General features: G+C 44.6%; 18 protein-coding genes. 14 read left to right on the forward strand and 4 right to left on the reverse strand.

Going from position 1 to position 20,223, the window contains the following annotated elements:
* Nucleotides 1-53: 53 nt before the first annotated feature.
* From bioD to NX722_RS21575, 7 genes are all read left to right on the forward strand, one after another.
* Nucleotides 54-743, forward strand: a complete 690-nt coding sequence (bioD, locus tag NX722_RS21545) for a dethiobiotin synthase (protein ID WP_262564941.1) — start codon at nt 54-56, stop codon at nt 741-743.
* 247 nt (nt 744-990) lie between these two features.
* Nucleotides 991-2,781, forward strand: coding sequence for an acyl-CoA dehydrogenase C-terminal domain-containing protein (locus tag NX722_RS21550; protein ID WP_262564942.1), 1,791 nt, complete (start codon nt 991-993; stop codon nt 2,779-2,781).
* A gap of 167 nt (nt 2,782-2,948) precedes the next feature.
* Nucleotides 2,949-3,419 carry an ankyrin repeat domain-containing protein gene (locus NX722_RS21555; RefSeq protein WP_262564943.1) on the forward strand — a complete coding sequence of 157 codons (471 nt, stop codon included), beginning with the start codon at nt 2,949-2,951 and terminating at the stop codon, nt 3,417-3,419.
* A 134-nt stretch (nt 3,420-3,553) separates the two neighbouring features.
* A complete protein-coding gene (locus tag NX722_RS21560) occupies nt 3,554-4,108 on the forward strand; it encodes a helix-turn-helix domain-containing protein (protein ID WP_262564944.1) in 555 nt (184 codons plus the stop codon).
* 50 nt (nt 4,109-4,158) lie between these two features.
* Nucleotides 4,159-5,579, forward strand: a protein-coding gene (locus NX722_RS21565) for an ISNCY family transposase (protein WP_262563791.1) whose coding sequence is annotated in 2 segments (ribosomal slippage) — nt 4,159-4,603 and nt 4,603-5,579 — 1,422 coding nt in all. Because the reading frame shifts where the segments join, the coding sequence is not laid out codon by codon here.
* A gap of 215 nt (nt 5,580-5,794) precedes the next feature.
* Nucleotides 5,795-6,310, forward strand: a complete 516-nt coding sequence (locus NX722_RS21570; RefSeq protein ID WP_262564945.1) for an IS630 family transposase — start codon at nt 5,795-5,797, stop codon at nt 6,308-6,310.
* 30 nt (nt 6,311-6,340) lie between these two features.
* Complete coding sequence (locus NX722_RS21575) at nt 6,341-6,706, forward strand: hypothetical protein (protein ID WP_262564946.1); 366 nt, start codon at nt 6,341-6,343, stop codon at nt 6,704-6,706.
* A gap of 80 nt (nt 6,707-6,786) precedes the next feature.
* Here NX722_RS21575 and NX722_RS21580 read toward each other — a convergent pair whose 3' ends face one another.
* From NX722_RS21580 to NX722_RS21590, 3 genes are all read right to left on the reverse strand, one after another.
* Complete coding sequence (locus NX722_RS21580; RefSeq protein WP_262564947.1) at nt 6,787-7,563, reverse strand: group II intron maturase-specific domain-containing protein; 777 nt, start codon at nt 7,561-7,563, stop codon at nt 6,787-6,789.
* Between the two features lie 97 nt (nt 7,564-7,660).
* Complete coding sequence (gene tnpA, locus NX722_RS21585; protein ID WP_262563698.1) at nt 7,661-8,092, reverse strand: IS200/IS605 family transposase; 432 nt, start codon at nt 8,090-8,092, stop codon at nt 7,661-7,663.
* Nucleotides 8,093-8,155: 63 nt separating this feature from the next.
* Nucleotides 8,156-8,665 carry a reverse transcriptase domain-containing protein gene (locus tag NX722_RS21590; RefSeq protein ID WP_262564948.1) on the reverse strand — a complete coding sequence of 170 codons (510 nt, stop codon included), beginning with the start codon at nt 8,663-8,665 and terminating at the stop codon, nt 8,156-8,158.
* A 581-nt stretch (nt 8,666-9,246) separates the two neighbouring features.
* Here NX722_RS21590 and NX722_RS21595 point away from each other — a divergent pair.
* The 5 genes from NX722_RS21595 (at nt 9,247) to NX722_RS21615 (ending at nt 16,567) form a co-directional block, all read left to right on the forward strand.
* The gene (locus NX722_RS21595) at nt 9,247-10,683 is read left to right on the forward strand and encodes a hypothetical protein (RefSeq protein WP_262564949.1); all 1,437 of its coding nucleotides are present in this window, start codon (nt 9,247-9,249) and stop codon (nt 10,681-10,683) included.
* Between the two features lie 178 nt (nt 10,684-10,861).
* Nucleotides 10,862-12,994 carry an ankyrin repeat domain-containing protein gene (locus NX722_RS21600; RefSeq protein WP_262564950.1) on the forward strand — a complete coding sequence of 711 codons (2,133 nt, stop codon included), beginning with the start codon at nt 10,862-10,864 and terminating at the stop codon, nt 12,992-12,994.
* Between the two features lie 173 nt (nt 12,995-13,167).
* Entirely contained in the window at nt 13,168-13,788 is a 621-nt protein-coding gene (locus NX722_RS21605) for a hypothetical protein (protein WP_262564951.1), read from the forward strand.
* A gap of 176 nt (nt 13,789-13,964) precedes the next feature.
* Nucleotides 13,965-14,843, forward strand: a complete 879-nt coding sequence (locus NX722_RS21610; RefSeq protein ID WP_262564952.1) for a hypothetical protein — start codon at nt 13,965-13,967, stop codon at nt 14,841-14,843.
* A 20-nt stretch (nt 14,844-14,863) separates the two neighbouring features.
* Nucleotides 14,864-16,567 (forward strand): IS66 family transposase, encoded by a 1,704-nt coding sequence (locus NX722_RS21615; RefSeq protein WP_262563696.1) that lies wholly within the window; start codon nt 14,864-14,866, stop codon nt 16,565-16,567.
* A gap of 4 nt (nt 16,568-16,571) precedes the next feature.
* Here the strand turns inward: NX722_RS21615 and NX722_RS21620 are convergent, their stop codons facing one another.
* Nucleotides 16,572-19,145: a hypothetical protein gene (locus NX722_RS21620; protein ID WP_262564953.1), complete on the reverse strand. Its 2,574-nt coding sequence runs from the start codon at nt 19,143-19,145 to the stop codon at nt 16,572-16,574.
* Between the two features lie 229 nt (nt 19,146-19,374).
* Between NX722_RS21620 and NX722_RS21625 the strand changes: the two genes are divergently transcribed.
* Together NX722_RS21625 and NX722_RS28990 are read left to right on the forward strand one after the other, a co-directional pair.
* Nucleotides 19,375-19,680, forward strand: a complete 306-nt coding sequence (locus NX722_RS21625; RefSeq protein ID WP_262564954.1) for a hypothetical protein — start codon at nt 19,375-19,377, stop codon at nt 19,678-19,680.
* Between the two features lie 139 nt (nt 19,681-19,819).
* Nucleotides 19,820-19,957 (forward strand): transposase, encoded by a 138-nt coding sequence (locus tag NX722_RS28990; protein WP_407648025.1) that lies wholly within the window; start codon nt 19,820-19,822, stop codon nt 19,955-19,957.
* Nucleotides 19,958-20,223 lie beyond the last annotated feature (266 nt).

Below are 20,223 nucleotides of genomic sequence, written 5' to 3' on the forward strand. Positions count from 1 at the left end.
TCAGACTCATTTCTAAGCCCGTCTGTTAAAAAAGACCGGAGCAATAAACTCAAATGGCTAAAACGTATTTTGTTACTGGCACCGATACGGATGCCGGTAAAACAGTGGTGTCCTGTGGTCTGCTTGAAGCGGCCCGTCAGAAACAACTGCAAACCATTGCCCTTAAACCCGTATCGGCGGGTTGTTATTCTACCCCTGAAGGTTTGCGCAATGGTGACGCCATGAACCTGATGGAGGCCATGACGCTGGAGCTTCCTTATGCACAGGTCAACCCTGTTGCGTTTAAGCCGCCTATTGCACCGCACATTGCCGCAAAAGAAGAGGGGCGTCGTACAACACTGGATCGGCTGGCAGGGATTTGCCGTGGCGCCCTGATGCGTAAACATGACCTGTCGTTGATTGAAGGGGCTGGTGGCTGGCGGGTTCCTCTTAATAATCGGGAAATGCTGTCAGGTCTGGCGCTTGAAATGAATACGCCGGTTATTCTGGTGGTCGGCATGAAGCTGGGGTGTCTGAATCATGCATTGCTCAGTGCTGAAGCGATTGTTCGTGATGGTGCCAGGCTGGCTGGCTGGGTGGCGAATCAGGTTGCCCCGGACATGAACCACTATAAAGAAAATGTTCAGACCCTGAAAGACAGTCTGCCTGCGCCCTGTCTTGGTGTAGTTCCCTGGCTGGAAACACTCGATAACAGGGCTGTTGCGGAGTATTTGGATATCCAGCCTTTGGTAAAAGAGCCGTAAATTTTCAGCCTGCCTTCAGAGACAAGGTTGGGAATGGCTTTGTTCGTCCCAACCTGCATGCTTTCCTCTCTCCATATCAGTTTCCAGCGAATTGCCTTTTTGGGCGATAAAGCTCTGTAGCGGTGTCTTTTCAAAGCAGGTTTGGAGCAGTTGACATTAATTTTATTCATACGTAAGTTTAAAACAACTGTTTGAATTGCTGCTAGACTGTATTTATAAAAAGAAAAGAACCAGTGAGGTCGTTGTAATGCCAGAATATAAGGCACCCCTGAGAGATATCCGTTTCGTCCGGGACGAGTTACTGTCTTACCCTGAACACTATGCCAGCCTGCCAGGCGCAGAAGACGCTACTCCTGATATGGTGGATGCCATTTTGCAGGAAGGGGCAAAATTCTGTGAACAGGTTCTGTCACCTCTGAATCAGTCGGGTGATCAGGAAGGTTGCACCTGGAGTGAAGAGGGCGTTAAAACCCCGTCAGGCTTCAGGGAAGCTTATCAACAATATGTTGAAGGTGGCTGGCCTTCTCTTGCCAGTGATGAAACCTATGGCGGGCAGGGACTGCCTCATTCCCTTGGGCTGTCCATCAGTGAAATGGTTGGGCAGGCAAACTGGTCCTGGGGAATGTATCCGGGGCTGAGCCATGGGGCTATGAATACTTTGGAAGCTCATGGCACCGAAGAGCAGAAGCAAGCCTATCTTACCAAACTGGTTTCCGGGGAATGGACCGGAACCATGTGCCTCACAGAGCCCCACTGTGGTACGGACCTGGGTATGCTGCGCACCAAAGCTGAACCCAATGGCAATGGCTCTTATCGAATTTCCGGTACCAAGATATTCATTTCTGCCGGAGATCACGATATGGCGGAAAATATCGTTCATATTGTTCTGGCTCGTCTGCCGGGCGCTCCGGAAGGCACGAAAGGTATCTCGCTGTTCATTGTTCCCAAATATCTGCCCCAGAGCATTGGTGAAAGCAACGGTGTCAGCTGTGGTTCTATCGAGCACAAAATGGGCATTCATGCCAATGCGACCTGTGTCATGAACTTCGATGAAGCTACCGGTTTTCTGATTGGGCCTGAGAACAAAGGTCTCAACTGCATGTTCACGTTTATGAACTTTGCACGCCTTGGAACGGGTTTACAGGGGCTGGCTCATTCGGAAGTGGCTATGCAGGGTGCCTTACGTTATGCCCGTGAGCGTTTGCAAAGCCGTTCTCTCAGTGGGGCAAAAAATCCTGATGGTCCGGCTGACCCGATTATTGTCCATCCTGATGTACGACGAATGTTGTTGACCATCAAGGCTTTCACCGAAGGTAACCGGGCTCTGGCTTACTACATTGCTAAGCTGGCTGACCTGATGCATCACCCAGATGCAGAGGTTCGCAGTCAGGCTGACCTGACCATGGGTTTCCTGACACCGATCCTTAAAGCTTTTGTGACCGAAACCGGTTTTGAAGCAGCTAATCTTGGACTTCAGTGTTATGGCGGACATGGCTACATTGCGGAATGGGGTATGGAACAGAATGTCCGGGATGCCCGCATTGCCATGCTTTATGAAGGCACAACCGGTATTCAGGCTCTGGATTTGCTGGGTCGTAAAATCCTGCTGACCCAGGGCGAATCAATGAAGACCTTTACCAAAGTGGTTCATCGTTTCTGCAAGGAGCATGAGGGAAACAGCCAACTCAAAGAGTTTATTGAACCACTGGCTGCCCTGAATAAAGAGTGGGGCGAAATGACCATGCAGATTGGCATGAAAGCCATGCAGAACAAGGATGAAGTGGGGGCAGCGTCGGTCGATTTTCTGATGTATTCAGGCTATGTCTGCCTGGCTTACTTCTGGGCTGATATGGTCAATACAGCTCAGCAGGCACTGGCAGCGGGTACTACCGAAGAGGGTTTCTATAACGCCAAGATTCAAACAGCCCGGTTCTACTTCCAGCGGCTTTTGCCCAGAACGCGAATGCACAAAGCGGCTATTGAGTCAGGTGTTGAAAATCTGCTGGGTATTGCTGAAGAGGACTTTGGCGAAATCTGAGGTTTATTTTTATTCTGCTGGAAGGTCGCCTGAGGGCGGCCTTTTTTTTCGGCGTTTGATCAATAAAACATTGTGAACTTAGCCTATGCTTACAGGCCATAAATTTTACTGGAAACGGTTCATCGTAAATCGCTGGAAAAATCAACCTCAGTGTGGAGTAAGCAGAGTTGAATTATTTAATAATAAAGTGCGTAAAAGCCATTACTTTTTTTCTATTGTTACTTTTGTTTCAAAATGCTCTGGCAGTCCATGTGGAGAAAAAAGAAGCGTTATGCCCCCCGGTGAATCAGGGTGAAGAATTAAAGCGTTATCATGCGCTCTTTGAAGACATCGATAAGGGTAATATACCGGATATTGGTGATCTTGATGTTAATGTGATTATCGAGAAAGATTATTCTGAGTATTTTTCCCTGTTAGATTATGCTGCCTTTGAGAATAAAACCAACGTTGTTCTATGGCTTCTTGATAAAGGAGCATTCCCTGATGGATGTAACACTTCCTACGAAAAGTACGACAAGAATAAGGGACTGCTATTTGAAAGATCACCTATATATTATTCTGTTGAAAATAATAATAAGCTGGTCTTTCAATCCTTGATAGAAAAAGGAGCCGATGTAAATATTAGAGACAATAAGTAGTTATAAATTAGCTATCGAATATTTTTGACCGTCCGGTTACTAAAAATAGTTATTCCAATTCTACCGGCAGCGCTCAGTGTAGTGATTATACTCCAGCTATCACCAACAACACCTGCGTTACTGCTTCAACGAAAATGAAAACCGTTTTACCTATCACAGATGGAGCCATTAGAGAAACCCTGCAGATCGCCAGGAGTCATGGCCCAACACCCTATGTCAGAGAAAGAGCACACGCTGTACTGCTCAGCTCTCGTGGCTTTCCTATGGCTCAAATTGCCGATATCTTTGAGGTTCAGTACCAGACGGTATCACGCTGGCTTGATGACTGGGAGGATTATGGTATTCGAGGGCTATACAAAACACACGACGGAGGGAAGAAACCTATTTACAATTCTGAAGAAGAACTGCGCATTAAAGAACTGGTGGCTAAGGAACCCCGCCGTATATCATATGTCCAATCCAAAATCGAAGAGGAAACAGGCAAATCCGCATCAAAGACGACAATAGGTAGAATAATAAAAAAGCTGGGGATGGTTTACAAAAGACTCCGTAAATCATGCAAGCATAAAAGAGATGAGGAGCAGTTTCAGCGTAGTAAGGCAGCATTGAAAGATGCTCAAGAAGCTGAAGATAAAGGTTTAATTAGTGCCTGTCCGAAAACCCTCAAGCCCTTGAAAAACACAGCCTGAGGCCAAATATAATACTCGAAGATTTTCCCAGACAGGCTGTTTTCGAGTTTATGCGTCAAACCATTAATCCACAAATGCAGTTGGGCGAGGTTGATATCTCCGCCATCACATTCAACCCCAAGTCCAGAGATGATATTCCCCGGCTTTTGCGGGGCTTGCAGCACATATGGGTTACACCTGATCTGAGAGAGCAGGTCTTTCAAGTTCTTGAAAGTATGATTCCTGCCAGCAGTAATAATGGTCGTCCCGGTATGGATCTCTGGAACATACTGGTGTTTGGCACCCTGCGGCTGGTCACTAACTGTGATTATGACCGTCTTCAGGAGCTGGCCAATGAACACGGCACGCTACGGAAAATGCTTGGGCACGGTCCTTACTGCACGCACTCTTATCATATCCAGACATTGCAGGATAATATCAGCCTGTTCACGCCCGAAATACTGGACCAGGTAAACCAGATTGTCGTGGCAGCAGGCCATCAACTGGTTAAAAAAAAGATGAGCCGCTATATGGCCGTGCCGATTCGTTTGTAGTCAAGACCGATGTTCATTTTCCCACAGACATCAGCCTGTTAAACGATGCCTGTCGTAAGGCTATTGAGTTTGCGTCCACCCTGGCTGGCCAGTACCAGTTACCAGCGTGGCGTCAGCGGGAATACCTGAAAAAACAGCATCGAAAGCGCTATCACAAGGTGCGGAATCTGAAACATTCCGTTGCTGCCTGCGAGTTTAAACAGCGGTCACGTCAGCACGATATTGAAACGGCACACCTTGAATACATTAAGTACAGTCTCGACATTATCCGCAAGGCAGAAAGCACAGCTGCCCTGGTAGAAAAAAGCGCCCCCGATGAGTCTGCGCTGGAGAATCTCAAATACTACATTGCCCACAGTCGTCACCAGATTAATCTGATTTATCGTCGGGTGATCGAGCATCAGCAGATTCCTCACAGCGACAAGGTGTTCTCGATTTTTGAACCCCACACAGAATGGATCAGCAAGGGTAAAGCCGGAGTTCCTGTAGAGTTGGGGTTGCGGGTATGCGTACTGCAAGACCAGTTTGGCTTCACGCTGAATCACCATGTGATGCAAAAGCAGACAGACGATCAGGTTGCAGTGCCTATCGCAAAAGGAGCAAAACAACGCTTTCCCATGCTGAGCCAGGTCAGTTATGACAAAGGGTTCTGGAGCCCCGCCAACCTTGAGGAACTTGATGGCTTTCTGGAACGAACCATTCTGCCGAAGAAAGGCAGGCTTTCCGCAGAAGACAAAAAACGAGAGCACCACCTTGAGTTTACCCGGGCAAAAAGAAAGCATTCCGCCGTAGAGTCTGACATTAATGCTCTGGAAGCCAATGGCCTCGATAAATGTCCGGACAAGGGCATTGATGCCTTCAAGCGCTATGTTGCCCTTGCGGTTGTGGGTGGCAACCTGAAGCGCTTGGGCAGGATTTTACAAGAACGGGATTTTTAGCCCTACTGACAGCAGTCTTTTGCCGTCCGAAATTTGATCATGGGTGCATGAGGGTTCTGCACGTTCGTAAAATGGCAGTTTTGGCTATTTTGCAAGCACTTTGATCAAGAAGTGCCCTATAAGCGAGACTCTGATAATGCTTGCGGAGCAGTTCTACTGTTTGATGAATGTCAGTGACTCAATTTTCATAGGTTTTCTGACAGGCACTAATTAATTTGTTCTATTTTGACGAGTCAGGGTTTAGTCAGGAGCCTTGCGTACCTTATGGCTGGCAGGAGAAAGGCAAACAGCTCCGTATACCTTCAGTAAAAAGTAAAAGAATCAATGTTCTGGGGTTTATGAACCGTTCCTGTGAACTGTTTTATTACCCTGTAATTGGATCAGTTGATAGCAAGACAGTCATTGATATTTTCGACTATTTTGCCTATCAGATGACAGCTCCAGAGTACGGAGGAGATGATCGTTACACTGTGGTCATTATTGATAATGCCAGCATTCACACCAGTAAAGCGTTCCGAGCAAGAATTGATGACTGGATTCTTGAGAAAAAAATGATTGTTTTATTTCTCCCCACATACTCTCCCGAGCTCAACCTGATTGAGATTCTATGGGATAAGGCTAAATATGAATGGATCGATATATTATCAATTGTGAATTTCAGAGGCTTTGAGAAAGAGGTAAAGCGAGTTTTTGATGGGGTCGGTCAGGAATATATGATTTCGTATGCATGACTACTTATTGGTGATACTCTGCTACATGCAATGATTAAAGATGGTGGGAAAAAAGTTGAATTTATGGATTCTTTGATTAAAGCTGGAGCCGATCCATTAGCCAAAAATAAATACGGTATCGAAGCAATAAATCTAAAAAAAAGACCCTCATATTTTGAACGTATTTTCAAGGCCATATCATTTTTTTGTGAAAATAAAGCTTATGAGCATATTGCGGAAGACAATGTTGGCTATAGCTGTTCTGAATTTATTCAAAAGAGAAATGATCTGGAAGAAACCTTAAAGTCATGTAAACAAGGAGAACCCTATTTTAAGGAACCTGTATCCATGAAGATGCAAATAGCTTGTATTGGCGTGCTTCCCAGTGAAAAGTTTTTATCTATGCTGGATCATTAGGTAAGGCGGGGCTATTGCCCCGTCCTTCCCACAGAACCGTGCGTACGGACCTCGTACACGGCTCCTGCACTCTCTATCCCTTAACAATAAGGGGCAAGAACGCCCGTTTTAACGCCTTCCAAATTGAACAACTTTATCTCATTGAACCAGTTGTTCGGCATGGCTAAATGCGACAGGGGACTGCACGCATTTCTCCATGAACGCATTTTGATGTACTTAAATGGTGGCTTGTAACCCAGTTGCTTCAGCCGACGATGCAGCTTCGCTGGTTTCTTCCACTGTTTCAGTTGTAAACATCTCAGCCTGCGCCTCATCCATCCTGTCAGCCGTTTTAATTCACGACTACAGTTCGCTATCCTGAAGTAATTAGCAAATCCTCGTATCACAGGGTTCAGTTCTCGGATTACTCCTTCAAGGTTCGTTCCCCGATTCCTTTTCGTGATTCGCTTTACCTTTGCTTTCAGTGCGTTGAGCTTCTTTTCCTGTATGCGCGTATAGCTGCTCAGGATTTCAACTCCCAGAAATTTCACACCCTCGCCGCTATGGGCTATGTGTGTTTTATTCTGGTTGACCGTCAGTTTCAGGTCTTGCTCCAGTACTTTGGTCGCCACTTTCAGAGCGTTTTCTGCCGCTGCTTTGGAGCCACACAGAATCAGGATATCGTCCGCATAGCGGACAATCCTGTGCTTGCGTCGCATCATTTCCTGATCAAACGCATCAAGATAGACGTTTGAGATTAAGGGACTGATCACTCCGCCCTGTGGACTGCCTGTTTCCGTGGCTTCCAGTTGATAGCCAACCATCACCCCGCTTTTCAGGAACATTCTGATCAGGTTCAGGATGCTTCCATCTGCCACTTTGTGCCTGAACGCCTTGAGAGTTAACTGACCTCCGGCATAGCCGGAGGCTTATCAGATTACGCCCTCTAAGGGCTTTTATTGCGCCCAAGGGCGCTTACCAGTCAAGATCATACTGATCTCTATTTCCATCATTCTTTTCTTGATCTCGGATATATGCCCGAACCACTTCTTCATCAAGTCCTACTGTTGAGACAAAGTAACCTCTTGCCCAAAAATGCTCTCCGTTAAAGTTACGCTGCTTGCCTTTGAAATTTTTCGCAATCTCTATTGCACACTTTCCTTTCAGATATCCAACGACATGAGATACCGGATATTTGGGTGGAATACTGATGCACATGTGAACATGATCAGACATCAAATGCCCTTCGAGAATTTTGCAGCCTTTCCTTCTGGCAAGCTCATGAAATATTTCTCCGAGAAACTTTCTCAAATTCCCATAGATTACCTTTCGTCTTCTCTTTGGGATAAAGACAATATGGTACTTACAATCCCAACGCGTATGAGCCAAACTCTTGTAGTCTCTCATTGGTTTTACCTTCAATTTTCTTGGTCGGAAACTGAAGGTTAGCTACTGTCGCTACGGTTAAACCTATGAGAGTCTCCCCGGCATAGCCGGGGGTTTATCAGTGTTAATTAACTCGTGGTCGAGTCGGTCAAAGCATTTGGACAAGTCCATGTCCACCACCCAGCGTCTGTCGTACTTCCGTATGAACAGGGTCGCCTTGGTAATGGCTTGATGGCAGCTTCGATTCGGTCTGTACCCATAGCTGGACGGGTGGAAGTCCGGATCAAAGATCGGGGTCAGGATATTTAGAAGTGCTTGTTGGACGATTCGGTCTTTTACTGCGGGGATTCCCAGCAGACGCTTTCCACCGTCTTCTTTGTCGATTTCTACACGCTTTACCGGTAGCGGTTTGTAGCGCTTTTCCCGCAATTCAAGCAGTAACTGTTCAAGATTACCACGCAGATTCGAGGCGTAGTCGCTCAGGCTCTGCCCATCTATTCCGGCCGCACCTTTCGCTTTCCATACCTTTTTGAATCCGTTGTAAAGCGCTTCCATCGTCAGCAAGCGCCCATACAGGCTATAATATACTCTCATCAGTTACTGTCTCACGACAGACAGATTGCGCCATCCTTCTACTGTGGCCGGATTCTTCATGGACATTCACAGGCGTTCTGGCTCAAGGCAATCTACCTGCTACCTGTCCTTTACTCCCGAGCGCGGCTCTTTCTTTTAGCAGGATTGTTCCCAACCTCACCAGCCGAAGATGTCCTGCCTCGTCAGGCAGCTTGTGCGCTCACAGTGTCATTCCTGCGGTCTGACTGTTCTTTAAGAATGCTTCACCCCTTCGCAACATCTGCCGCTTTTGACGACACATGCCCTACAGTCACTCTGGCTGTAGTCATTCCGGTTTTGCCCTCCGAACGGTTACCCGCCTTCACAGGCCGGAATTTCATCACTACTACAGGATCATCTGCCACCTCACACCACTGTTACCCTTGAGTTTCCTCTTGCGATAACAGCCCCTGAGATTCAGAGATTGATGCCAGGCTTCCCCAGTTACTAAACGGTTCCCTGTCAGAAATGCCACCCTCAAGCACAGAGTTGGGACTGACTGAGTATCGGGCTTTGCGCTATTTCGCACGCTTGCCGCTCCCAACCTGCCGAATCAGGTTCGCTTGCGCTGTGTACCTCTGACTTCCTATGGCTTCCTTCAGACCCAACCGTTGGCCAGTTACGCCCTTGCCATTCAGATTGCCTTCCCCTCAGTCGGGGCGGCTCAGGCTTCTTTCAGCCTGACGGGTTTGCCCGCTTCGCTGGGCAAACAAAAAAACACTTTATGGAATAAAGTGTTTGGAACTGATGATTGGTTTTGGGAAACGTTACCTTCAGCGACGGAGGTGATTAAATCAAGATCCAGTCTGCTTGTCGAAGATATAAGAGGTGCTGTAGATGAAAGTAATGTTGAACTGGTTAAATTGATTTTGGATACTATCAACGTAAAACCTAATGATGACATGTTTCCTCCTGTCTTATTGGCGAGCAAAAATCCGGTGATAACCAGAATGTTGCTAAAGTGGGGCATTAGAACTAATTTAGGTGACAGGTTGAATACTGATTATTCTCCTTTTACTGACTATAACTTTCCAAATCCTCTGGTTGATGCGGTAAAAAAAGGTCATTTGGAAAATGCAAAAGTACTGATCGAATTTGGTGCCAACCCTGATCATGAACTTATTCAGCAGATGGGAAGGCATAAAATGACCCGTGATATGGCACTTCTTCTCCAGTTTTATAAAAGGTCAGAGTTATCTTCTTATATTGATGATGAAACTTCGTCTCAGCACCAGAAGAATATCCGGTTAAAAAAAGCCGTTATGGCGCAGGATATATTTGAAACAGCAGCCAGTCTGGCTAACGGTGCCAACCCCAATACCCGGCTTCCGGACGGTCATGGTAATAGTAATGGAGATTTGTTAGCTGAAGCTCTTGTTCTTGAACAATACCAGACTGAAGCCAGTATCTCCCGCCTTTTGCTTTTATACGGTGCCGCCACAGGTTACATTTCGAGAAACGATGAAGATAAGAAACTGAATATCCGAGAATACGAGAGAATTGATGCGCTCTTGTGGATAATTCATGGAGATGGCACCGCCAAAAAACCAGCTTTCTCCTGGAGCCAATATATTCAGGATCATGAACTGGCAGTGGCTCTTGATTATTTTAATCCATTCACCAGGGAAAAAAATGAAACAGCAGCTGAAAGAGTGTTTAATATGTTTCAGCGTACTGCGGCTTATGCCGGTGTACGCATGGACAAGCATCCGGATGAGTTAAGCGGACTTACGGCCTGCTTGAATCTGAAGCCTGCGGTTAGTGGATTGAATCAGGTCTGGGCAGATGGTAACTCTACCCCACCTTTCACAACGCCCCGGCTGAACGGCACAGTCTGCTTTGAAGATGACTGTGAGGCAGTTGAATCTCACCCCGAGAGCCATTATGACTATTATGAAACACTGCAACTGCCATATTATGGGGTTGAAACCTTTCAACCCTACTGTCAGATGATTGATTCCCTGATGAGCCCTGCTGGAAAAGAAGTACTAAGGCGTTAACAAACAACACCTGCCGTTTCTGCATACCCACACAATGCAGCTTAAGTTTTTTCTTATTGGAGAAGACTAAATCTTAAAACATTGTGAACTTAGCTTATGCTTACAGGCCATAAATTCTACTGGCAACGGTTCATCGTAAATTGCTGGAAAAATCAACCTCAGTGTGGAGTAAGCAGAGTTGAATTATTTAATAATAAAGCGCGTAAAAGCCATTACTTTTTTTCTATTGTTACTTTTGTTTCAAAATGCTCTGGCAGTCCATGAGAAGACAAAAGAAGCGTTATGCCCCCCGGTGAATCAGGGTGAAGAATTAAAGCGTTATCATGCGGCCTTTGAAGATATCGATAAGGGTAATATACCGAATATTGGTAATCTTGGTGTTAATGTGATTATCGAGAAAGATTATTCTGAGTATTTTTCCCTGTTAGATTATGCTGCCTTTGAGAATAAAACCAACGTTGTTCTATGGCTTCTTGATAAAGGAGCATTCCCTGATGGATGTAACACTTCCTACGAAAAGTACGACAAGAATAAGGGACTGCCATTTGAAAGATCACCTATATATTATTCTGTTGAAAATAATAATAAGCTGGTCTTTCAATCCTTGATAGAAAAAGGAGCCGATGTAAATATTAGAGACAATATTGGTGATACTCTGCTACATGCAATGATTAAAGATGGTGGGAAAAAAGTTGAATTTATGGATTCTTTGATTAAAGCTGGAGCCGATCCATTAGCCAAAAATAAATACGGTATCGAAGCAATAAATCTAAAAAAAAGACCCTCATATTTTGAACGTATTTTCAAGGCCATATCATTTTTTTGTGAAAATAAAGCTTATGAGCATATTGCGGAAGACAATGCTGGCTATAGCTGTTCTGAATTTATTCAAAAGAGAAATGATCTGGAAGAAACCTTAAAGTCATGTAAACAAGGAGAACCCTATTTTAAGGAACCTGTATCCATGAAGATGCAAATAGCTTGTATTGGCGTGCTTCCCAGTGAAAAGTTTTTATCTATGCTGGATCAAAAAAACACTTTATGGAATAAAGTGTTTGGAACTGATGATTGGTTTTGGGAAACGTTACCTTCAGCGACGGAGGTGATTAAATCAAGACCCAGTCTGCTTGTCGAAGATATAAGAGGTGCTGTAGATGAAAGTAATGTTGAACTGGTTAAATTGATTTTGGATACTATCAACGTAAAACCTAATGATGACGTGTTTCCTCCTGTCTTATTGGCGAGCAAAAATCCGGTGATAACCAGAATGTTGCTAAAGTGCGGCATTAGAACTCATGTAGGTGACCTGCGGAACGATCATTATTATTTTGGCGATAACTTTGCAAATCCTCTGGTTGAGGCGGTTAAAAAAGGTCATTTGGAAAATGCTAAAGTATTGATTGAGTTCGGTGCCAACCCTGATCATGAAATTATTCAGCGGATGGGAAGGCATAAAATGACCCGTGATATGGCACTTCTTCTCCAGTTTTATAAAAGGTCAGAGTTATCTTCTTATATTGATGATGAAACTTCGTCTCAGCACCAGAAGAATATCCGGTTAAAAAAAGCCGTTATGGCGCAGGATATATTTGAAACAGCAGCCAGTCTGGCTAACGGTGCCAACCCCAATACCCGGCTTCCGGACGGTCATGGTAATAGTAATGGAGATTTGTTAGCTGAAGCTCTTATTCTTGAAAAATACCAGACTGAAGCCAGTATCTCCCGCCTTTTGCTTTTATACGGTGCCGCCACAGGTTACATTGCGAGAAACGATGAAGATAAGAAACTGAATATCCGAGAATACGAGAGAATTGATGCGCTCTTGTTGATAATTCATGGAGATGGCACCGCCAAAAAACCAGCTTTCTCCTGGAGCCAATATATTCAGGATCATGAACTGGCAGAGGCTCTTGATTATTTTAATCCATTCACCAGGGAAAAAAATGAAACAGCAGCCGAAGGAGTGTTTAATATGTTTCAGCGTACTGCGGCTTATGCCGGTGTACGCATGGACGAGCATCCGGATGAGTTAAGCGGACTTACGGCCTGCTTGAATCTGAAGCCTGCGGTTAGTGGATTGAATCAGGTCTGGGCAGATGGTAACTCTACCCCACCTTTCACAACGCCCCGGCTGAACGGCACAGTTTGTTTTGAAGATAACTGTGAGGCAGTTGAATCACACCCCGAGAGCCATGATGGCTATTATGAAACACTGCAACTGCCATATTATGGGGTTGAAACCTTTCAACCCTACTGTCAGATGATTGATTCCCTGATGAGCCCTGCTGGAAAAGAAGTACTAAGGCGTTAACAAATAACATCTGCCGTTTCTGCATACTCACACAATGCAGCTTAAGTTTTTTCTTATCTGCATTGTTGGTTTTTTGCACAACCCTAAACGTTGATCTATACAATATGATTCCAAAAAAAATTTTCTAAATTTCCCGGAGTCATATCAGCTGCTTTGGCTGTATCAGGCAGACTATGAGCTATCTAACCCGATTGAGAAAAACAATAGTGGTTGCCGTTTTGGCTGCTCTTTTGTTTGCGTCAAATTTTGCTGTGTCAGAAAGTGTTTTATCGGAGGAAACGCAGGAGACTGAAAGTGTTGTCTCTGAGTTTCCCGACCTGTCAGAAAAGCCAGCGGACTCACAAACTTCTCTGGACTTGTCATTGCCTTACAGCAGTTTTGATGAAGAAAAAGGCTGGCTAAAGCAGCTCTGGGGGCGCCCATTCAGAGATCAGCTTCTTCTTGGTATGTGGACACTGCATTTGGAATCCGGGGACGATCAGGAAAGCAATAACAGGTTGATTGGTGCAGTCTACAAAGGGTATTACGGTGGAACCTTTATCAATACCCACGGTGATCGCGTCTGGTCGGGTGGCTGGCAGCGTACCCTGTATCAACAAAAATACGGCGAAGTCGAAGTTGAGGCTGGGTATCGCGCTGGCATCATGTATGGCTACAAGCGTTACCTGAAACTGGGTAACACCCGGTTGTTTCCTCTCTTTCAGGCATTACTGGATGTTGAATACAAAAACGTCGGCGTGCAGTTTTCCTGGGCGGGAGTGGTTCTCACGGCAGGGTTTTACTATCGTTTCTGACCGTTATAGCGGGCTGTTTTGGGCTGCCTTGGATAGAGGGATACTTTTGATCAGGCAGGAAATATAACCACTGAAACTTAGGTGGCCTTGTGTCTGTGAATTCAAATACACAGAGTTTTAGAAGAAAAATTATCGTCCTCCTCCTTCTGATTATCTCAACCTGCAGCTTTGCCAGGTTGCCGTCTCCTTTTGGAGTAGAGAGTGAGGACTGGAACAATATTCTTGAAGAGCTGACGACTCAGATTGCTGATCTACATGGTGCCATGGCAAGCGAGCAAAACATCCCCCGGAATGCGGCGGTTACTATCCACACGTTGGATATACCAGACACTGTACAGCTTCTGCATCCAGTCTATAACAACGTTACCCGCATTCAGGTAATTGAGCATTCTGCTGATTTTTTTCAGGTTACAGATGCAGATAGACGTTCGGAGTCGTTAAAAACTCATATTCTACTTACGTTTTCCAGCGGAAAAGAAAAGTTGTTTTATTTCTCTGAAGAAAACCGCTACTGGTGGAAAAGTATGAGTCACAAGTTTCAACTCTATGGTGGAAGCCTTAATAATGTTCATAATTATGAGCAAATACACAAAACGCTATTAAAATCAGACGATCTGCTAAAAAAGCTCGCTGAAAGCCTGAAAATTACCCCTGATTCAGCCTCGAAAAGTAAAGATGAAATACGCCAGGCATTGAGGGAATTGTCAGAGTCTTATGAAATTGCCAGAGATGAATCAAATTACCTTGATATTGGGAAACAGTTTTATCCCAGGCTCAGAGAGCTTGTTCCTAAACTGTTGTTTTCTGCCCTGAAGCATCACTTTGAAGAGTCCCGCTTAACGCCTGATAAACCTCCTTTGCTGGTGAGTCTCGGGTGTGGTTCTGGAGAAGATATAACGGCAGCCAGTCGCTATCTGAAGACACTGGGTATAGATCCACAGACTTTGGGAATTGAAATCTCCTCTGAACTTGTTAAAGCTGGTTATAAAAAATTTCGTAACTGCTCAAAATTGACTGGCAAATCAACCTCTACAGGTCAAAGAAAGTTATCCTGATCTTTCGTATATTTCACCGTATGCACCTGCCTGACTCACTATTCTCCAGTACAGACAATGAACAGTTGCGTTCATTCGTCAAAAACCTTCTCGACACGGTCGAGAAGCAATCTGTGCAAATTGAAAGGCAGCGCGTTCAGATCGAACAGCTGGTCGAAGAGAACGAACAGCTTCGAGCAGAAATTCGCCACCTGAAGAAGCACAAGGGCAAGCCTAAAATCAGGCCTAATGTCTCGGACAAGGGCGATGATCAGGAAGACAGCTCTTCTGCGGAAGACACTGATCAGGCTGCCGGGAAAAGTGACACTGATCGTCCGCCGAAAAGTAAACGACCACGATCACAAGAAGCCGGTGAAACCGCTGCACCACCAATGACTGTTGACCGAGAGGAAATCTGTTCAATCGCTGCTCCCGGTGAGAACTGGCGCTTCAAGTGCTATATCGACTTTTTCCATACTGAGCTGGACTTGCGTTTTGTCACTACTCGCTACAGGCGTGAGTATTACACAACTCCGGAAGGCGGGGTGTCAGCCCCGCTACCTGATCATGTGAAAGACCGTTTTGGCGACAACCTGAAAGCCCATCTGCTGGATTTTTATCATTCATGCAGTACGACACAGCCACTACTGCTATCTTGGCTGCACGACCATGGATGCTCAATATCAGAAGGTTCCCTGAGCAACATCCTGACGAAAGGCCATGATATTTTCCACCAGGAAAAAGAAGAATTGCTGGAAGCAGGGCTGACTTGCTCTGATTATCTCCAGGCCGACGACACAGGTGCTCGCCACCAAGGAAAAAACGGCTACTGCCTGTTTATCGGCAACCCTTATTTTTCCTACTTCCATAGCAGCGACAGTAAGAGCAGGATTAATTTCCTGGGCTGTCTGCAAGGGCAGCAGCGGCTTTATCTTCTCAACGACGTTGCCATTGACTACATGGAGAATCAGGTTGATGTGTCGAAGAAGTGGATCACTGCGCTATCCGAATGCGGCGAGAAGCGTTTCTCAACAGAAGAAGAGTGGGAGAGCTTCCTTAACAGCATTGGTTGTGCTGCCCCGCAACAAAGGCGCTGGGCGACAGAGGGTGTTTTAAAGGCCGCATTGATGCTCAATCATCGCCTTGAGAACCTGATTATCCATAGCGATGGAGCCCGGCAGTTTGATACAGCCTTTCAGCATTCGCTGTGTTGGTACCATGCGGGAAGAAACATGGACAAGCTGATACCGGCCAATGACCTGGAACGAGCCGCCCGTGACACCGTGCAGGATCAGTACTGGTGCCTCTACGACGACATTGAGGCCTACCAGAAAAAACCAACGGACAAGGAGAAACAGAAGCTCTACCAGGAGTTTGATCGTTGGGTAACACAGCGGGTTGACTACCCTGCCTTGCAGGCTGAGTTGGGCAAACTGATGGTTGTCAGGGAAGAGCTGTTATTGGTTCTTGAGTATCCGTGGCTGCCACTGCACAACAACCTGAGCGAGAGGCAGATCAGAGAGTATGTGAAACGGCGAAAGGTTAGCGGTGGTACCCGGAGTAAACTTGGGAGGAAATGCCGCGACACCTTTGCCAGTTTGAAAAAGACCTGTAAACAACACGGGGTGTCCTTTGCCAACTATCTCAGGGACAGGCTGACTGGAACCAATCTGATTCCGCAGCTGGGGCATCTCATCCTGAAGGCATCAGGCTATCAGGAAACGGTTCTTGCCAATGGAATATGAGCAGTTACGAATATAGAGCATTAATTCCGGCATCATCTAGCTCATCTATTAGTTCTGGATAAAGTGTTTTCGCATCAATTCTGGAATAACTAGCAGCATTGATTACAGTATTGTCTGCGTCAGGCATCAGCATGATGACATCTACACCAATAGCTAAACTTACAATCATTGCCAGAGGGCTCCATCCATAATGAGGAATGTCACCAAAGTTTTCCGCTTCGTCAACGATTAGCCTGTATTCCAATACCTCTCTTGCACTCATACCTTCGGGAGCACTGACAAGCCCTTCAATGCCAGGATCATAAGAGTGTGGAGCTTTTGGATCATTATTCATTGACTTTACAATCCACTGATGGATTAACTCTCTTACCATTTTTCCAGTAACTTTTTCATCTTGAGCATAATCACTTTTAACCAGCTTTTTGTAAGCAGATAAAAATTTTCCTTTATAAGGCCTTACATTAAAAAGATAAGCCAGAGACTCATAAAAGCAGTTACCATCAGCAGGGATTTGATGCATATGGAATAAGTTAGTTAACTTCAGAAGGGCGCAGTTATTACTTTTTTCATTCAGCATCTCGCTATAAAGTGATTTTTTCTGCACGGTTTTTTTATTGAGATAAGAGGGCTCTATACCTGTTTTGACATAATGATCATTTAATAACTTTTCTTTGTACTTTTTTAACTGAACAATTACAAGTAATCTAAGTTGCTGCATGTGATTGATAAGCTGCTGCGAATAACTGTCATTACTGTCAAAACAGTTAAGGCTTTCTATTAAAGAAATATGTTTGGTTATAGCGCAAAGCGTATTGCATGTATATATTATCCCCTTTATATTATATTCTTTCTTTAACTCGCATAGTTCCATTTTCAGGCATTCAATATCTAATAATATATGTCCGTTGGGAGATAAAGTTTGTAATGAGTACGGCAGTGTTGTCCCATGTTTGGTCATTGGTATTGATTTGATATTTGTAAGACCCGTGAAGTCAAGTTTATTCCATTCCGGCACAACAGAAATGTCTATCGTCAAAAATGGATTATCATCAAAAAAAATGCCTGTATGTCCTATTTTTGGTGTTTTATCAAATTCATTACTTTTTTTCCCGATTGGAGAATATGATGACGTAATCAAAGTGTCGGTTACACTTTGCTTGTAAATAATGTGCTGGATAATCTGAGATATTTTTAATAGGAACTCTTCGGCACTCTTCGAGTCTTTAAACATAAAATCCAGGTCTTTACTATTTCCCAGGCTTTCAGGGCTAAATAGCACTGAAAACGCTGATGACCCTATCAGTGCTGACTGTATGGCACTGCTTTGAAATGTTTCTTCACTGGCATGCCTAGCGTATTCGTCTAGTACAGCATTGATAACATGCAGTTTAAAAACGCTCTTAAAACATTGTGTGCAAAGCTTTTCAACAGATTCTGTTCTGAATAAGCATGTATTTTTAACTGTTAGTTCCTTATTGCATTTTGAGCATACAGGTTGAGTTGTTACAGCATTAGCTTGATTTTTTTTATCTCCGTCTTCATCTCTGTCTTCATTTTCGTCTTCGTCCCCTCTTTTTTTTATGTGCTTTTTTACCATGCCCTTATTTTCTTGCCTTTGGAGCTGACAGGCTGTGTTTTGGGAGACAGGCTTTCGGGTCTGAGTGCCGGATTTATTTTTTTTGTTTGTTGGGTGTTCTCTTGCAGGGTATTTTTTAATGTTGTGACTGTAATAAGATAACAATGCAGTTTCTAAATTTGAGACTAGTATATCATGACGATTCAACAGCACATGTCTTAAGTCATTTTTAGCTATCTTTAATGACGTCTGAACTTCTGTAATAGCTGTAATCAGGTTCCTTAAATAATCGGCAGTAACAACTTCGCCCCCGTTCACTTCTCTCACATTTAGATGCTGGCTTTCTGATAACCGACTGAAAGATTCGTAAGCACTATAATCATGAATTATGTCAAGCAGCCTGCTGATAACCTCAGGAGGGATCGGGCTTTTTTTAGATTTTGGGATGTATTGGAATATATCTTCCAGATTTGCTTCAAATATTGTGACCCTGTCATTACGGATGCGCCTCAAATTGTTTTCCGTTACTGACTCAGCATTACCCGTTAACATCGAAGCTATCGCGGATAGTTCGTAGAGCACTCTGTCTAGTATATTCTCTTCCGGAGTATTTGCAGGCAGCAGATGCAAGTGATTTTTATGATTATCAGGTTGTTCTGGCTCATCGTTTTCATAAGCCACCTGTGGAGTAGGGAGGACGGGGTATGTCTTTTCAAAATTAGTATACTTTTTGTCATTCCGCTGATACGGGACTGTGTTCAGAAGTACTCCAATCAATAACCACCCTATATTAGTCCATTGTCTTGTAATACTCTTCTCTCTGAGGTTAACTTTACTTTCTTCCCAAATCATTTTGTTATTTTTTTGAGCCGTAAAGAATAAGTGGCTTTGTAGTCCAGTTACTCCAGTTGCCTTCGGGTACTCTGCATTAACATGCTGTACAAAGTTGCCGTAAAATAATACAAAGTAAAGTAGACACGACAAAGAAAAGAGCTTCTTCAAGATGGTTCCCGAACATTAAATAACCTGAGTACCAGGTAAAATTCTGATGCATTGTCATTCAGGTTTTTGACAGCCTGTTTAAAAATGCACCTACCTTGTTACATTGTCATACAATCACTGCGGCTAAAACGTTCAAGTAACCGGAGCAGCGAAAATGAGCCAGAGACAAAAGGGTAGTTAATATTTTTGAAATGACATCATTTAGTCACTTCCAAAAAGAGGCATCCCCATGAAATCAGGTCGCTGGATACTGACCCTTTTACTATGTGCTTTGCTGATCGGTAGTCTTGCCGGGTACAAAATACTTGAGATCCGCTCAGCCATTGCCTTTGCCGAAAGCCTTCCTGAATACTCTGAAACGGTAAAAACAGGCAGAGCAAAAGCGGTTGTCTTTCAACCCACGGTTCAGGTAATGGGTGCAATCGTTCAACCCGGGCACGTCACCCTGCGCAATGAACTTCCGGGTCGCATTACGGACATTGGGGCAAAAAGCTTTTGCTGGTCTGTTGGATTGGCTTTTAATCGGATGCCCTGAAGCATTGCAGTGCCTGTTATGTTGAATGCCTTTTATGCTAGTGCTGACAAGCGTTTATATCCATACAACCGTCATTCCCGCGTAGGCGGCTCTTGTAAAGGAGAGAGTACCACGGTAGTGGATCCCCGCCTTCGCGGGGATGACGAGGGTTTTGCCTGCATGGTTTTCAGCAAAGTATCGCCGGAACGTATTCACGAGGGAAATGACCGATCAACTTCGTGAGATCTTTTCAGAAACCTGCCCGCAAATGGAGTGCCACTTTCAGAAAATTCGTTAAGACTTCTAAACGATCGTCACAGCAAGGCTAGCGCCTTGCGCTGGCTAGACCCGCCTCTAAAGAAGCGGGTTTGCGCCAGTGTTTCGATCAACGCTTTTCAGGTGGGAAATGCCCCGAACCTTTTATGGTTTTAATGAATATTTTGTCCCATATATTCACCTTGTTGTATCAAAGATTATGAGCTTAAATCATTGCCACTGTTTTCAAGTATTGTTCTGCTTGTGCTCTCTTGCATGCCTTGCATAGGGAAAAAGAAGAAGCCTTTT

The organism is Endozoicomonas gorgoniicola (assembly GCF_025562715.2).
Classification (GTDB): domain Bacteria; phylum Pseudomonadota; class Gammaproteobacteria; order Pseudomonadales; family Endozoicomonadaceae; genus Endozoicomonas_A; species Endozoicomonas_A gorgoniicola.

Coding starts and splice junctions, on each gene's coding strand:
- bioD (WP_262564941.1), top strand. CDS start 54: ATGGCTAAAACGTATTTTGTTACTGGCACCGATACGGATGCCGGTAAA.
- NX722_RS21575 (WP_262564946.1), top strand. CDS start 6,341: ATGATTAAAGATGGTGGGAAAAAAGTTGAATTTATGGATTCTTTGATT.
- NX722_RS21605 (WP_262564951.1), top strand. CDS start 13,168: ATGAGCTATCTAACCCGATTGAGAAAAACAATAGTGGTTGCCGTTTTG.
- NX722_RS21590 (WP_262564948.1), bottom strand. CDS start 8,665: ATGAGAGTATATTATAGCCTGTATGGGCGCTTGCTGACGATGGAAGCG.
- NX722_RS28990 (WP_407648025.1), top strand. CDS start 19,820: ATGACGAGGGTTTTGCCTGCATGGTTTTCAGCAAAGTATCGCCGGAAC.
- NX722_RS21550 (WP_262564942.1), top strand. CDS start 991: ATGCCAGAATATAAGGCACCCCTGAGAGATATCCGTTTCGTCCGGGAC.
- NX722_RS21615 (WP_262563696.1), top strand. CDS start 14,864: ATGCACCTGCCTGACTCACTATTCTCCAGTACAGACAATGAACAGTTG.
- tnpA (WP_262563698.1), bottom strand. CDS start 8,092: ATGAGAGACTACAAGAGTTTGGCTCATACGCGTTGGGATTGTAAGTAC.
- NX722_RS21560 (WP_262564944.1), top strand. CDS start 3,554: ATGAAAACCGTTTTACCTATCACAGATGGAGCCATTAGAGAAACCCTG.
- NX722_RS21625 (WP_262564954.1), top strand. CDS start 19,375: ATGAAATCAGGTCGCTGGATACTGACCCTTTTACTATGTGCTTTGCTG.